This is a genomic window from Shewanella sp. 0m-6 (assembly GCF_052977325.1).
In genome coordinates this window covers 48,954-63,766 of sequence record NZ_JBRIMD010000015.1, presented here as the reverse complement: position 1 = coordinate 63,766, position 14,813 = coordinate 48,954, and the positions used below count along the sequence as shown (strand labels likewise).

The 14,813-nt window shown below is 41.7% G+C and carries 19 protein-coding genes; 12 read left to right on the top strand and 7 right to left on the bottom strand.

Annotated features, from left to right (window positions below; genetic code table 11):
* The 4 genes from ACVBJC_RS12830 to ACVBJC_RS12815 are packed head-to-tail and all read right to left on the bottom strand — an operon-like array spanning position 1 to position 2,918.
* Entirely contained in the window at positions 1–579 is a 579-nt protein-coding gene (locus ACVBJC_RS12830) for a hypothetical protein (RefSeq protein WP_447161147.1), read from the bottom strand.
* An 18-nt stretch (positions 580–597) separates the two neighbouring features.
* A complete protein-coding gene (locus tag ACVBJC_RS12825; RefSeq protein WP_447161148.1) occupies positions 598–1,182 on the bottom strand; it encodes a hypothetical protein in 585 nt (194 codons plus the stop codon).
* 43 nt (positions 1,183–1,225) lie between these two features.
* Positions 1,226–1,822 (bottom strand): hypothetical protein, encoded by a 597-nt coding sequence (locus ACVBJC_RS12820; protein WP_447161149.1) that lies wholly within the window; start codon positions 1,820–1,822, stop codon positions 1,226–1,228.
* Positions 1,823–1,850: 28 nt separating this feature from the next.
* The gene (locus tag ACVBJC_RS12815; protein WP_447161150.1) at positions 1,851–2,918 is read right to left on the bottom strand and encodes a helix-turn-helix domain-containing protein; all 1,068 of its coding nucleotides are present in this window, start codon (positions 2,916–2,918) and stop codon (positions 1,851–1,853) included.
* Between the two features lie 73 nt (positions 2,919–2,991).
* Between ACVBJC_RS12815 and ACVBJC_RS12810 the strand changes: the two genes are divergently transcribed.
* From ACVBJC_RS12810 to ACVBJC_RS12770, 9 genes are all read left to right on the top strand, one after another.
* Positions 2,992–3,198 carry a DNA-binding protein gene (locus ACVBJC_RS12810; protein WP_447161151.1) on the top strand — a complete coding sequence of 69 codons (207 nt, stop codon included), beginning with the start codon at positions 2,992–2,994 and terminating at the stop codon, positions 3,196–3,198.
* A 68-nt stretch (positions 3,199–3,266) separates the two neighbouring features.
* A complete protein-coding gene (locus tag ACVBJC_RS12805) occupies positions 3,267–3,809 on the top strand; it encodes a phage regulatory CII family protein (protein WP_447161152.1) in 543 nt (180 codons plus the stop codon).
* Positions 3,810–3,854: 45 nt separating this feature from the next.
* Entirely contained in the window at positions 3,855–4,268 is a 414-nt protein-coding gene (locus tag ACVBJC_RS12800; protein ID WP_447161153.1) for a hypothetical protein, read from the top strand.
* Between the two features lie 78 nt (positions 4,269–4,346).
* Entirely contained in the window at positions 4,347–4,580 is a 234-nt protein-coding gene (locus tag ACVBJC_RS12795; RefSeq protein WP_447161154.1) for a hypothetical protein, read from the top strand.
* A complete protein-coding gene (locus ACVBJC_RS12790; protein ID WP_447161155.1) occupies positions 4,581–4,817 on the top strand; it encodes a hypothetical protein in 237 nt (78 codons plus the stop codon).
* A complete protein-coding gene (locus ACVBJC_RS12785) occupies positions 4,814–5,068 on the top strand; it encodes a hypothetical protein (RefSeq protein WP_447161156.1) in 255 nt (84 codons plus the stop codon). The genes ACVBJC_RS12790 and ACVBJC_RS12785 overlap by 4 nt, the downstream gene beginning before the upstream one ends.
* A complete protein-coding gene (locus ACVBJC_RS12780; protein WP_447161157.1) occupies positions 5,068–6,519 on the top strand; it encodes a replication endonuclease in 1,452 nt (483 codons plus the stop codon). Before ACVBJC_RS12785 ends, ACVBJC_RS12780 begins: the two co-directional genes overlap by 1 nt.
* A 39-nt stretch (positions 6,520–6,558) precedes the next feature.
* Positions 6,559–7,371 carry a hypothetical protein gene (locus ACVBJC_RS12775; RefSeq protein ID WP_447161158.1) on the top strand — a complete coding sequence of 271 codons (813 nt, stop codon included), beginning with the start codon at positions 6,559–6,561 and terminating at the stop codon, positions 7,369–7,371.
* Positions 7,372–7,568: 197 nt separating this feature from the next.
* Positions 7,569–7,748: a hypothetical protein gene (locus ACVBJC_RS12770; protein ID WP_447161159.1), complete on the top strand. Its 180-nt coding sequence runs from the start codon at positions 7,569–7,571 to the stop codon at positions 7,746–7,748.
* Here ACVBJC_RS12770 and ACVBJC_RS12765 read toward each other — a convergent pair.
* Positions 7,705–7,956, bottom strand: a complete 252-nt coding sequence (locus ACVBJC_RS12765; protein ID WP_447161160.1) for an ogr/Delta-like zinc finger family protein — start codon at positions 7,954–7,956, stop codon at positions 7,705–7,707. The genes ACVBJC_RS12770 and ACVBJC_RS12765 overlap by 44 nt on opposite strands.
* A 232-nt stretch (positions 7,957–8,188) precedes the next feature.
* Here ACVBJC_RS12765 and ACVBJC_RS12760 point away from each other — a divergent pair, with 232 nt between their 5' ends.
* On the top strand, positions 8,189–8,653 hold the full coding sequence (locus ACVBJC_RS12760) for a hypothetical protein (RefSeq protein WP_447161161.1): 465 nt from the start codon (positions 8,189–8,191) through the stop codon (positions 8,651–8,653).
* Between the two features lie 126 nt (positions 8,654–8,779).
* Here the strand turns inward: ACVBJC_RS12760 and ACVBJC_RS12755 are convergent, their stop codons facing one another.
* On the bottom strand, positions 8,780–9,007 hold the full coding sequence (locus tag ACVBJC_RS12755) for a hypothetical protein (RefSeq protein WP_447161162.1): 228 nt from the start codon (positions 9,005–9,007) through the stop codon (positions 8,780–8,782).
* Positions 9,008–9,080: 73 nt separating this feature from the next.
* Between ACVBJC_RS12755 and ACVBJC_RS12750 the strand changes: the two genes are divergently transcribed.
* Together ACVBJC_RS12750 and ACVBJC_RS12745 are read left to right on the top strand one after the other, a co-directional pair.
* Positions 9,081–10,184: a tyrosine-type recombinase/integrase gene (locus ACVBJC_RS12750; RefSeq protein ID WP_447161163.1), complete on the top strand. Its 1,104-nt coding sequence runs from the start codon at positions 9,081–9,083 to the stop codon at positions 10,182–10,184.
* 179 nt (positions 10,185–10,363) lie between these two features.
* On the top strand, positions 10,364–10,930 hold the full coding sequence (locus tag ACVBJC_RS12745; protein ID WP_447161164.1) for a recombinase family protein: 567 nt from the start codon (positions 10,364–10,366) through the stop codon (positions 10,928–10,930).
* An 89-nt stretch (positions 10,931–11,019) separates the two neighbouring features.
* Here the strand turns inward: ACVBJC_RS12745 and ACVBJC_RS12740 are convergent, their stop codons facing one another.
* Complete coding sequence (locus ACVBJC_RS12740; RefSeq protein WP_447161165.1) at positions 11,020–14,742, bottom strand: type I restriction endonuclease subunit R; 3,723 nt, start codon at positions 14,740–14,742, stop codon at positions 11,020–11,022.
* Between the last annotated feature and the right edge of the window lie 71 nt (positions 14,743–14,813).

Sequence of the window (14,813 nt, the reverse complement as noted above, 5' to 3'; positions counted from 1 at the left end):
TTAACCAACCACTGGGCAATAACGTGGGAAGCCAGAATAAAGAACATAAAAGAAAAATGCTGTTATTGATGAACCTATCAAAACCTTTCCTGTTCCGATAAAAAAGCGATTTAGTAATTCGCCCTGCTTAACTTTCTTCCACTCTACAGATATGATTTCTTGTGATATTTTTATTATTTCATGATTAACATCAGTCACAGCGATCATTCGATTTTTACTTTCGCCATAGGTAACTGTATGCATTAATCTATCTATTTCGTATAAAAGGTTTAGGCCATCACCACAATTCAGCCTGAGGTTTATTTTTGTAGCTATTGAAAAGTATTCAGCTCTAGCTTGAAACGATTTTTCAGCGTGATTGGAGTTGACTTCAGTTATAGATGCTAGTGCTGAGACTTTAGTGCCGCAAGCTATTAGTTCAACAATATCGTTCCTGAATGCATCAATCCAAGCCAATCTGAACTCAGAAATTTTTTGCTCTTTAGCTATAACCGTGCTGGTTAGAGCAACAGTTCCAGCTATAAAAGCAGCTAAAATGGTTGCTGCAGCACCAATCCAAATAGTCATATCAGGTGTCATTTAAAAACTCTTTTTACTTTAGTTAAACAAAATGGGTGAGTTAACTAGTGCAATTACAAATAAAACGTAGATTGCTATCATGAATGTCGACGCCAAAAACTTGCCAAAACTCTTAAACCTTAAAAAACCCTTTTCACCAAGCTTTACCCGCTCCCATTCATTCTTTAGCATTTCATGGCTTAATGCCTCAATCATTTTTGCTGAGTTCTGACATTCTCTAATCGCTTTACTTTTATTAGGGGCTTTATGGACCTCAAAAAGCTGATGTAACAAGCTGTTAGTCAGTGTAATAAATGAGGCGTCTTTCTTCGGATTTAGCCTAAGTTTTATTAGTGTTAGTCTAAATTCAAGCTCTCTAAATGATTCATTATATTTCTGAATATCGTGATTTTTTGAGTCGTTTTGAAGTTCGTAAATACAGTCAAAAGCACTTTTCAGTGAAATTGCTAAATCATTTCTCAAGTCATTTATCCAAGCTTGCCTAAACTCTGATACCTTATGTTCTTTCGCAATAATTGCAGTAGTTACAGCAACCAAAAAACCAATAAATGCAACGACAATTGGGACAATGATATTGGTTGAAAACAATGTTTCTAAACTCATAGATATTACTCTTAATCTCTAAATTTATTTGAGCAGGGTAAATCTACCCATTTTTGTTCATGTTGACAGTATCGCCTGCTGGAGAGGTCAGTATTTTAGCTGTTGTATCTGTATCTGCAGCAGATGAAAGCAAAATCAAAAATAGCACTATGAACAGAACTCCAATCGATATAAACAAGGGTTTGATGAGTTTTCTAGCCTTGGCTTGAGCTGGAGTATCAACCTGATTTGCTTTTGTTTCTTCAATTTTTTTCTGTTGCTTTCTATTGTACTCTTCCAATTTGTCGCTGAAGGTCTGTGTCGGTTGTTCTGTGATAGGCAGTGGGTCAGCTTTTACGGATTGAGAGTCATCATCTATTAAGCCAAACATGTCGACATCAAGAGTCGTCAACCACTCTTGGAAGTCATATCTGTTCGAGCCGACTTTAATCATGGTTGATATGTTGTTTTCTTTGAAATCTCGTTCAGAATTTCGTTCTTGGCAGATACCATTTATATAGAACTGCTGTTTATCTTTATCGAATAAAACCTTGTTCACTTGAACCTTACGTCGAGTTTTGTTGCCTTTGAAATCGGCATAACTAAACTCAATATCCTTGGTACTTCCTTGCCAGACAACAGTTGAATTTTCTACTGACATGATCACTTCCTTTTGGTTGAACTAGAAATTAAACACGCTTTAAAATTGAGGTTACTTTTCCAAGTACTATGGTTGAAGCCGGGTCGAAGATAAATTTTTCTTGGTCTTCGATTAAATAAATATTTCCATCGGGTAGGTGGCGTAACTCACCTAGTTGGTATGAGTCATTGACTCTGAATAGGTATTGCCCTTTAGTTATCGTAGTTATTTTAGGATCTATAAAGTAGTGAGTATCCTTTATACTTATCGATAATCCATCATCATCGATAGAGAAAAGAGTAAGAAACTCATCATTGATTTTTATTTTATCTACTCTTTTCATATCTCCTTCATCAATCTCAAAAACTGAAAGATAGGCTTTAGAATCCGATTCTTTGAGCATCCAATCATGTAGAGGAATGCGTTGTTTTTTGTTTCTATTAAAATACTTTTGTTCATCGGCCTTAACGGTAGGGGCTTCCATCCAGTTTTTAATTTCAGGCTTCTCAATTTGAGGAGGAATCCACTCTTTACCAAAACACAGGTAGTGCATTGAAACACCAGTCGCTAGATGAACTCTACATAGCAGTTCGTGTGGCGTTGTTTTTCTTGTTTGCCAAGTCGCTAGCGTCCCTATGTTTATAGAGCACAATCTTCCTAATTCAGCCTTACTATCAATTTCTAATATTTCCTGTAAGCGATTTATGATTTGTAAGCCACCATCACTGTGAATGGGTTGATGTAATGGGTAATGAAAACTCTTAATGTTCTGATTTATGGTCACAAAACTTGGCGTTTCATTAGGGTTAATACAATAGCTCATTACATTCAAATCATCTTCGGCTTTATCAAAGAGTAAATACTCTATTGAAACCCCCGTTGCTAAATGAATTCGAATTAACAACTCATAAGGAACAGTAGATCGGGTTTGCCAAGTAGCTATAGACCCCGTTGATACCCCAATAATCTCTGATAGTTCAACCTTATTTCTTAGATTGAACAGATGTAAAAGCCTATCTACTAGAACCTTTCCACCTTTCACATTTAATGGTTTACCAATAAAGTTACGAAATTTATCGTCGTCACTATTGAAGTTAGTACAAATATGATCAATCATAGCCTCACCAAATGATTTAACGGTCTGTAACGCCACATTACAGAAAGACACATAAATTCGAGGATAGCATCAAATGAGCAATCTATCACTACACATTGACGCCCCATTCTTGTCATTTGAAGAATATGCCCGCCGTACCGGCACTTCAGTTGATAATGTTCGCTACCTAGTCCGTGAAGGACGCCTACCTATTCGCCCTAAATGTAAGCCGCAAGAACGCCCGTATATCAACATGTTGGCATTGATGAAAGAAGCCTCTGAGCTTTGCTTAGTTAGCTAAAACATTGGAGTCGTCATTTGAATGTTTTTATCTTCAATTGAAGATTAGCAAAATGGAGTTTTGCGTCTATGTATGCCAATTCGAGCAACACACAGTATTCAAATGAGCAAGTTCACCTAACCGGTGCACTGCGTCAGTTTGCAAATGACGAAGTGATAAGTGATATCGCCAAGGCCGCTGGAATGAAACGCCCGCAGATGCTGCGCAATAAGCTGCTACCCGAGCAACCGCATCAGTTGACCGTGAGTGAGTTGGTGAAAATCACCAGAGCCAGTGGTAATCGTTGCATTGTTGATGGGGTGTTGATGGATCTTGGTTGTGCGGCTTCGGTGTCACTGGGCGACTTAGCCAATGCAAGCAAAACCGCGTTAACCGATAGGGCGCTCGACATTAATGCCAATACTGCTCAGCTAGGTGCACTGGCCTTAGATGTTAAAGCCACCAAACGCGTCACTGAGCGGATGCGCCATGAAACCGTAAGGCGTGCATCTTACGTGATGGCGGAGTTAGCCATTTTTGTGCATGACGTAGAACAGAAGTTTCAAGCTATTCCGGTACTCACTGTTGCGAGCGATGCAATGCAAGCCATGCCCATGCCTGGGCTGATGTAGAAGGGGAATTATATAAATGCTCTAAAACAAACTGCGCATGAAGCTGTGCCCAGAATAGAAACCGACTTACATATTGAAAAAGCTGCCGCTAACGATATTGCTTCCCCGTCTAGTCAGCAGAGTATTGCTGCTGTGCGTTCTATGCTTGGACGCAACCGCGCGGCCAGTCTATACAGCGGCCTTTCAAAGCAAAAAAAAGCCATCATCCTGTTTGGCGCCCGCCTAAAACCCAGTACCCACATTCATATTCCGCTTGAAAACATGACGTTTGATGAACAAGAGGCGGTGCGTATGTCGATGCTAGCCATTCGTGAATTAGTAAAAGAGATCAGTTCTATTGGGCTGGGGCGAGAGCAATTCATTACCGCAAAAATTGAGACTCCAACAGAAGACAGTTTTGCAGAACTTGCAGGTGAGCTGGCAAGTAATCAGGCCGCAATGGCTCAAGTTAGCTATTAACAGGCACAAAAAAGCCACTTCCGTTACAGCGGATGTGGCCGTGTCGACTCAATCAATAGATTTTCAAGGATTTACATTATGAAACCGACAAAACAGAGTTTAACAACAGATGATGCTATTCGCAATGAAGCAAACAGAGTCATAACCGCTTTAAACCATTCTAGTTATCCCATTGAGCCCATAGTGGCCGAGTCGGTGATTGAAGCCTTGCAGGGTATTGCTGAAGCACTTGAGTTGCCAGTGGCTAAAACTCTGCGTATTCGTTTGGTTGCCATTCGCAACAACATTCACGTTAACCAAGTGGTGGCTTAGATGAAGTTACTCAACGTCGAGCCCACTGAAGTTGAAGTTTTATCAGTCTTTGTGATCACTTGTTTCATGTGTACCGGCACAAATTATATTTCGAGAGTCAGCACGGTGGGGGAGGCAATTAATAAAGCCGCTGCCGATGGTTGGCATGGCTACGAAACTGATGGTGAAGTTTGTTCTACAGCTTGCCCTAAATGTATTCAAGAGGTGAAAGAAAACGAAGCGGAGAGTAAAAAATGAAAAATGCTGCCTTCAGACATTTACTCAACCATTACCGGGCTGAAAAGCGCATTTTAGTCAGTGACGTAAAACAGTATGTAGAGCACCAGCATACCTGTGCAGACTCAAGCTACCTTTCAATAGCCAAACATTCAGGCGCGTTGAACTGCTTATATTGGCAAGCCTTGGCTAATGACCTTACCAATTTAGCCAAAGGGATCCGCCGAACGCTGGAAAAAGCCAAAGCGATTCATGGTATCGAGGGGCTGTAATGTATAGCCCTACATTATCACCACAGTCCGAGGCATTGCCCTCGGCTGTTTTTTCTGGATTAGTTAAAGCGCCGCCGCAAGGGCGCACGTGTTTGTTTGCGGCTAACTACCAACATACTGAAAAAGTTGAGCCAAAAACGCTTGAACAATACCAACAGCTAACCTTTCTTGATGGCTATAAAACCGCTGAACTGCCGAAGAACGGTAATGCTCGCCAGGCACTGAAAGAGGTTAACGAACTACTCGAGGAAGTTTCCCCTAATCCTGCAGTGCTTAATAGTAATCGTAGTTTTGCCAATGCTCGTTTGAGTCACCTGCCTAATAACATCCGCCTTAAAATCAGTGCAGAGTATCAGCGCCGCCTTAGCCTAACGGGTGGTAACTCAAGTAAGCGGATCCGCAGTGCTAATATTTATCTACGCAAAACCACTGATTTTATCAATAAGGTATGGCTTAAGTACCCATTCCATAATGTGGGCAGCTTTTTAAGTACCACGTCAAAACACGTTAACGAAAGCAACGGCAGAAGAACCACGCATTTCGGTGGCTTTGACCTAATCAAATATCGCAAAAGCAAGAGACTCAAAGATGTGGCTAATCGACTGGCTCTGATTGTTTTAGATGAAGTGAAAGACACCGCCAACCATTACAGCGGTGATGTTGCCTTTTTAAAGGCTTATGACGCTGCAGCTGCAGTGTGTCAGCAATGGCAAGTTAAGCCGCCTTATTACTCAGACGTAAAGCGAAACCAAATTATTGAGGCAGCAGAGTGCGCCATTTTGCGCATGACTAGCCCTAAGTGGTGGCTTAATCAGCTGCGCTCATTACGTGATTTGTGCTGTGAGCATTTAAATGTTGCAGCGGGTCTTGTGGGTGAAGACAGTCCTTATTTAAGCAGAGAAAGCTTTAACGAGTGGTGCGAGCAGCAAAGAAGTGGTCGCGAGTGGTTAGAGAACACCATGATTAAATCTGAATCAGGGGTGATTTTACCACTGATTGATGCGGCAATGGCTGGTACGGCTAATCCATCAAATCGGTTTGTCGAACTAATCGTTAGAGCGCGTGGCTTAGAAGAAGTGGCTGAAGAAAGCGGCAAAGTTGGCTTTATGGTCACCTTAACAGCCCCGAGTAAATATCACTTTAATTCAGATAAGTGGAACTGTGAAAACGCCCAGTTCACTCAAGCCTACCTGTCAGGCCAATGGAGCAAAATCCGCTCTGCTTTGTCATATCGCAAAATCAAGATTCAGGGGCTACGTGTTAGCGAGCCTCATAAAGACGGTACACCGCATTGGCATATGCTGATCTTTGTTCATCCTGATCATAGCGATGTACTAAAAGACTTACTCGAAAAGTATGCCTTTGAGGTGGATGGAGATGAAGAGGGCGCCGCAGAACACCGGTTAGAGATTGAACCTATAGATAAAACTAAAGGTTCGGCAGTGGGCTAGATCGTTAAGTACTTGTCGAAAAACATCAAGGGTGAACACATGCAGGGAGAGTTAGATTTTGAATCTGGCCTGTCTGCTAATGACGGTGCAGCAAATGCGGCGGCATGGGCTAGCCGTTATCGTTTACGTCAGTTTCAATTCTTCGGCTCTTCATCGGTACAGGTATGGCGTGAACTTCGGCGCTTAAAAGAGTGCCCACAACCTGCTGAAATAGAACATGCCAGGGCAGCAGCTGAAAGCTCAAACTGGAAAGCCTTTGAACAGGCTTTGGCGGTTAACCCTATCAAACTTGAATATGAAGAAACCGAGTGCGGCAACGAATTTGGTGAAATGACCAAGCGCGTGCTTGGGCTTTGTGCGTTGGCCACTATTGATGGTGTTAATACCAAAGTTAGGTCGCTCATTACCCGTGGTGAAAAGTGGACGCTTAGAACCATGGATGAAAACGAGAAGGGTAGTTATAAGAAGCTCAAAGCCGAGCGAGCCGCCATTTTTAAAACTAACACCAGTATTGAGAACAAAGAAGACAAACTCCCTATGCCGAAGTGGAAGCAGCCTAAAGCTGTTGCCGTTGGCAGTTGCTCTTGCTCTAAGAGTCGCGGCAGCGGCGATACTCGGACTTGTGGGAATAACTGTACAGATGCCGTTTTGGCGCAGCAAACCGCTGGATTTTCAGAGGAGTCGCGCCGTTATCTTGCTTCTCATGGTGTAGTCGATCCTTATTCGCTTGAGCAGCTTGCCAAAGGTTTAAGGGTATTTACGGATTCGGGACGAATTTGGTGGGTGAGCAATGGCCAGTTGCAGTTCGAACGCTTGCTTGATGAAGAGGATAGCGAGTTTGATTATTTCTGATAGCTGATAGCTGATAGTGGTCTATTCCTATCAAGTTTTATTCAAAGGAGTTTTCAATGAAAACTCCTAGTTGCGCGTTTTTCAAAGTGTGTTTGTGACGCTTTTTCAAATAGCGCAGCAGGTGGTTGCGCGATTTTATATATATGAATAATAGATTAGGCACCACAGTTGGTGTGCCAATTATGGAAATACAAAAAATGACTATTGAATCTATGTTGTACCAGAAAGTAGACATGCTAAATGGCCTATTTTCTAACTTAGATACAGAGGCTAAAAAGGATGTATGTAATGCGATTGTCGCAGATGTATTGGCTATTTATGAACAGCAATACATCACAGAAGGTTTAGTTCCTGCTGCAGCTGTTGACGCTGAGTAGGGGAGAGGGCTCGAGCAAGTTCCGACACAATAGCACTCGCTGCTTGAGCGCTTGGACTCAGAGTATGGCTAAAACTTAGGTTTGCTACAAAGGTGTGGCCGCACTCAGGGTTAGAGCATGAACAATACAGATCGGCATGGGCCAGACTCAGCCGATTTGTTTTACCGATAATAGCAACAGAACCACAGCCTGGACAAAGTACTCGCATCACAATCTCCCAATTGATTTAATCTGCTTAGTTTACGCCATAGTGCTGTGTTTTTGAACAGTGGTTTGGTCTGCAAGTTATTTATTCAGCAGTAGTACGTTTTTCAGACTAAAGTTATGTCAATTTTTGGTACTTGAAGTGGATGGTGTTATAAGCGTCTAGAGCTTGTAAGGTTACCTTGCTTGACTGGTATATGTTATTAGACGTTAATAATCATTCTAATGGAGGGAAAATGGAATTTGTTTATGGGGTACTTACCGGGTTGTCTGTATGGGCAATCCAAGCATTTCTAGTAAAATGTTTATTACCTTGGTGCAAAGATCAAGGGTTAAATGCGGTAAAAATTAAAGGGAAATGGAATGTTAAATATAAAGGGGGGGATAAGGATAAGATTGTCTCTACTCTGGAGTTATCTCAATGGAGAACAAACGTGAGAGGCGAGGCTCACGTTACTTTATCACGAGATAATGGCACCCCTGATGAGGATCGTCGTTATGTTTACGAAGGAAAAATGTTAAATGACTCCTTAGTCCTATACTACGACAATAAAAAAAATAGCTGTCATACGGGAGGCGCAATGTGTTTTTACTTTCCAGATAAAAACAATACATTTTTAATGCATGGGAAGTCCATATTTTATGCAAATCAAAGTGTTGGCATAGATGTTGTTGAGTACATATTAGAAAAAGCTCCGTGAATGGCTCTTAACACATATGAGCTTGCTGCAAGTCAATAGGCGAGCTTAATTCGGCTGCCGAAAAGGCCTGCCATTCACGTAAGCTAGTGCATTATGCAGTGTAACTATACACCTACACTACACCCTTCACCCCAAATCAAACACCAACTCCAAGCGCCCGCCCACTTCACTATCTTGCGCCACCGCATCGACTAATTTTCTGATCAGTGGCTTAGTCTCATTCTTAAAGTAAACCTCATCATACTTAGACGGATCCCCAAGGCCTGCAGTATTAGAGGGGATAATACCGGCTAAGCCAGGTGGAAAGCGGTGAGCGTTAAGCACGTCTTGTGAAGAGACGTTCTTCACGTTCATAAACTCATCTTTCGATTCAAAGTAATCCTGAGAGGTCAAAAGCCCTTAAATTATCCTTTAGGTATGGTATTTAATGATGAAAAAAAATAGCACGAAAAACGCCCGAATTCTTTATGAATACGCTAAGTATTTGAGGGAGGCAAAACAGCTAGATGACTCAACGATTGATGGTGTACTGAGATCGATTAATCGATTTGACGAGGCTACAAATTTCATAGACTTTAAGAAGTTTAAGGCTAAGCATGCAATTGCTTTTAAGAGGTATCTGCTTGCTAACAAATCTGTGGTTACAGGAGATAAATTAAGTAAGGCAACGGTGCTTACCACCATGCGACACTTGAAAGGTTTTTTCCAATTTTTGGTAACGCAAAAAGGCTATCGTGCAAAGATTAACTCTAGCGATATTGAGTATTTCAATCTTTCTGAAAAAGATACCCGTATTGCAAATGCCAAACGTAAGAGAAACGTAGCAACGGTCGAACAAATAATAAAGACCTTAGAAGCGATGCCTTGCGAAACGGTATTGGAAATGCGTGATAGAGCGTTACTTGCTTTTGTTCTTCTTACTGGTGCAAGAGATGGAGCGGTAGCTTCGGTTAAGATCAAGCACGTTGATCTTACTGAACAAAGTTTCTATCAAGATGCTAGGGAGGTTAAGACCAAGTTTAGTAAAACGTTTGTCACTTATTTTTTCCCTGTTGGAGAGCTGCCATCAAAAATATTGGCAGAGTGGATTGCGTGTTTGACTGGCGAGCTTGGGTATAAACCTAATGATCCGTTGTTTCCCAAGACTAAGCTGGCACACAACGATGATCAACAATTCACAGCTGTTGGTTTGCTTAAGGAGACTTGGAGTAATGCAACTCCAATCCGAAAGGGCTTTAAAAATGCATTTGAAGCTGTTGGTTTGCCTTATTTTAATCCTCACAGCTTCCGTAATACTTTGGTAAGACTGGGTGAGAATCTTTGCCGAACACCAGAAGAGTTTAAAGCATGGAGCCAAAACTTAGGGCATGAAAGCGTGTTGACCAGTTTTTATAGTTATGGTGATGTGCCTGATTACAAGCAAGCTGAACTATTACGTAAATTAGCAAAGCCAGCTAAAAACACCTCTTCAGATATCGAAGAGCAATTTAAGCAATTTATGATGTTTCAAGAAATGAATGCGAGAAAATAAAAACTTTTAAATTTATCTAATTAGCTGGTATCAATAAACATTCGTATATTGATACCAGCTTTGTCTATTTAATATCGGTATCATAAAATTAGGGTGTAGTCTTTATGATACTTTAATTATATGATACTTTAATTATATGATACCCCTATATTTGATACCTTCCATAAAGTGAGTAACCAATGCGTATCTTTTCCTATTGTCGTGTTTCTACAACAGAGCAAACAACCGAGAATCAAATTCTTGCTATCCGACAAAAAGGCTATGAAGTGAATGATGCTCGTACTATCAGTGAAACGGTCTCTGGTTCCGTTGAAGCGATGAAGCGGGAAAAGTTCAAGATGCTCATCAATCACCAGATGGAACGTGGCGATATGCTGGTGGTCTTAAAGCTAGACCGTTTAGGCCGAGATAACATAGACGTACAAAACACAATTAACCTGCTTACAGATAAAGGCATTAAGGTTGCTTGCCTTGATCTCCCCGTGGCAGATCTTTCAAGCGCTGAGGGTAAGCTGATGCTGCAAATGTTTTCGGCCTTTGCTGAGTTCGAGAGAAACCGGATTAGAGAGCGAACAAAAGAAGGACTTGAACGAGCTAAAGCTCAAGGAAAAAAGCTGGGGAGACCAGAAGCCCATGGCACCACTCAGTCAGTTCAAGCAAAAAAAGCCGAGGGCTTATCTCAATCTAAAGCCGCAGAAACATTAGGTTTGGGGATTGCGACAGTGAAAAGACATTGGAATAAGTAAGTACACATACTTTGTATGAAACAGGTCATTCAGCTGTACATCAACCTAAATGACCTGTTCATGCCAGAAACAAGAAAATAAAGTTACAATTAGTGCTTGTTTCTGTGGTGATTGTTTAATTCCTCTTTGAAATTGTATTGGAGTAGGATTTTAACTTCAGGCTCACTCTGATTCTCAAGTTCTTCAATGGAGTCTTTGATATTTTTGGGGGCTTCAGTCGTAGTGTTAGCCGGCTCTTGATAGTCTTTATTCTTAATTTTCATAAGAAGGGACGTCTTGAATAGCAATAGCGCAGAAAGAGTCAAGCCACCAAACTGAAGTATGTGACTTACAAAGTCTACATAGTTCTTGCCATCTAAGTACATACTAAATAGTAGTTGAAAATCGACAGAACCTTTTTTAGCTTGCTTTATTGACCAAATTAAACCAGAGCCTGAATCAGAATACTCATTTAGACCGAACTCGGACATATGGCTTTGGCCTAGTTTTTTGATTGCGATATACTCTTCAATAATCTCGGGACTTACAATCCCTCGATTTTTTAATGCCACGAAATGCCCAGTAGCACTTAGGCCTGCAGGGTTGTCTACATATGGCATATCGACTTTGACATTGATTGAAGCCAAATGATGAAGACCTTTTATATCGTTGAGCTCATCAGAGAAAAAAATAGGCTGTCCAAATACTCTTATTGGAATTGGGAGACTTTTATTTGTTACAACATAGTCAACATCCATCAATTCAGCTTGCTCTAATACAAGTTCAACCGCATCGGCTTGCTCGTCTGGTGGATAGCCAGTACGTTTGAGTATCTGCTTGATTTTGAGTCGCATCTTAGCTCGTAGGTTCTTACGCCTTGTCCAGTCGGGTTGGGCGCTTTTGCGAATTTCTTCTGTAAGCTTACGAGCAATGGTCAAGATGTCCTCTTGCTTCATGGCTTCACGAGCTGAATCATTAGCACTTAGAGCATCGAAAAATGCTAATTCTTCTTTAGTTAAACCTAGCACTTCACCGCGATCCGCTGACTCTCGTAACTCTTTAGCCAGCTTAATCAGTTCTTCAATAACAACGCTGGTCTCAACCGAACGGTTACGGTATTTATCAAGCGAGTTACGTAGCATTTCAGAGAACGTCTTGTAAGCGACAGCGTTCTTAACTGTGCGCGTTTTTATCTCATCTTGAATGAGCTTTTTGAGCATCTCTACTGATAGGTTTTTGTGCTCACTTTTTTCGACTTCAGCAAGGAACTCATCATCGAGGATGCTAATATTTGGCTTGTTCAACCCTGCGGACTGAAAGACATCTACAATTTTGCCAGAAACGATAGCTTCAGACACAACCTGTCTCAATGCTGTTTGAACATTCTCATCAGACATACGCTGCTTTGAGGTAGTGGATTTCTTAATGGCTGCGCGTAGCGTCTCAAAGAAGGCTATTTCTTCTTTGATATCTTTGGCCTCATCCATACTGCTACACAGACTAAATGCCTTAGATAGTGACAGGGCCGCTTTATCGAACCGTCTCTTCCCATCCTCTAGGTTAAGAATGTGGTTCATGGCACCTGCAAGTAGGCCAAGTGTATTGGTTCGATAATCGCTATAGTCGAAGCCATGCATGATTCCACGGCAGACATCTAGCTTGGTCATGGTCACAGCTAAAGCTTCAGCCAAGTCAATTGTTGGAGAGCCGTTACCGCTTGCAGTGTAGTTAGCAATTGCATTGCGAAGTTCAGGTGCGATACCTAAGTAATCGACAATCAAGCCACCTTCTTTATCGCGGAATACACGGTTAACACGAGCGATAGCCTGCATCAAATTATGGCCTTTAAGCGGCTTATCGATATACATGGTATTCAAACAAGGTGCATCAAAACCTGTCAGCCACATATCGCAAACAATAACCAGCTTTAGCTCATCATCAGGATCTTTAACTCGCTTAGCGATCTTCTTTTGAATAGGCTTTTTATGGATGTGCTTTTGGTACTTGGCTGGATCATCAGATGTGCCTGTCATGATGACCTTTATACAGCCTTTTTCTGGGTCGTCGTTTGCCCAATCAGGTTTCAGTTCGGCGATTTTATCGTAGACCTGAACACATGCTTCACGACTGATGCAGACCATCATAGCTTTTGAAAGTGATGTCTCTTCGCGAGCAGTAAAATGCTTTAGTAAATCGCGAACTAGGCGGTCTACACGGTCTTCTGCACAAACTAGAGCCTCTAATGCAGCATTGCGAGTTTTAGTCTTAGCTTGATCGTCCTCATCATATTCGGCAACTAATTCATCAACTTTAGAGTCTACGTCTTCTGCATTTGTATTCTTGCTCATATCAAGCTTGATTAGACGACTCTCATAATAAAGTGGTTTAGTTGCACCGTCTTTTTGGGCTTGCTCAATATCGTAAACAGAGACATCATCACCAAAGACTACGCGAGTATCCTTGTCTTCCATTTCAATTGGCGTACCTGTAAAGCCAATAAAACCTGCATTTGGTAACGAGTCCCGAAGATGCTGAGCGTAGCCATACTTCATTTCACTAGTTTTTGAGTCTACACGAGCCTTCAAGCCATACTGTGAACGGTGGGCTTCATCTGCTGCAACAACAATGTTATAGCGGTCTGTGAGTGGTTTACAGCGAGTTTCTCCCTTAGGTGGAGCAAACTTCTGCATCGTTGTGAAAATGATGCCGCCAGATGGACGGTTATTTAATAGAGCTCTTAGTTCATCTCGGTCTTTGGCTTGAACAGGAGTATCGCCAAGTAACTCTGCGTTTTCAGCAAAGGTCTCGAATAGCTGCTCATCGAGGTCATTACGGTCAGTCACGACAACTATCGTTGGGTTATTCATGGATGGCGATGCCATCAGCTTAGCGCTGTAAAATGTCATCGAGAGTGATTTACCAGAGCCTTGAGTGTGCCAGTAAACACCGCAACGTTGGTCGCCATCATGGCGAGTCGCTCGAATCGTACTTTCAACCGCAGCACGTACACCATGGAATTGGTGATAACCAGCAATCTTCTTAATGACCTTCTCGTTATCGATTTCGAATGAGACATAGTACTGAAGATAATCAAGCAGAAGCTCTTGGTTGAAGAATCCACGAACCATAACCTCAAGAGCCAAAGTATCGACAGTATCATCACGAGATCCGTCAATCGTTCTCCAAGGACTGAATCGGTCTCTATTGGCCGTTAGTGAGCCAATGTAGGCTTCAGTCCCATCAGAGATGATTAGGGATTCGTTAAACACAAATAGCTCTTTGATTACTTGTTTGTAGGTCTGAACTTGATTGTACGCTCGCGATACATCGGCTTTGGTATCGGTAGGATTTTTGAGTTCAAGAAGTGAAATGGGTAAACCATTTAGAAATACGACGATATCTGGTCTTCGATTATCGATCTCACCATTAGTGACACCATTGATTGAAAATTGCCTTACGGCCAACCAATTATTGCGCTCATTAGTGAAGTCAACCAGTCTGACCTTATCCCCTACAGGGTGCCCACGTTCATCTTCATACTCAACTTGAATACCGTCGATGATTTGACGATGGAATGTGTGGTTAGCACGTTCAACAGACGGTACTGTATTGAGTAAGATACCAATGGCTGTATCGATACATTCTTCTGGCAAGTGTGAGTTGATCTTTAATAGGGCTTTGCGGAGCCGAGGTTTAAGAACTACGTCAGAGAGCGATTCTCGTTCTGGCACACTACCTTTAGGTTCTAGCTCACTTCCGTTTAACGTTTGGTAGCCTAGGCTTCCAAACCAGACCATGCAATGGTCTTCTAGCATTTCTTCCGTTATTTTCATTTAATATCCATTCTTATTTATTGTTTTTGTTATGAATATGATTAAGCCAGTCCGAGCCCTACATTTTGGGC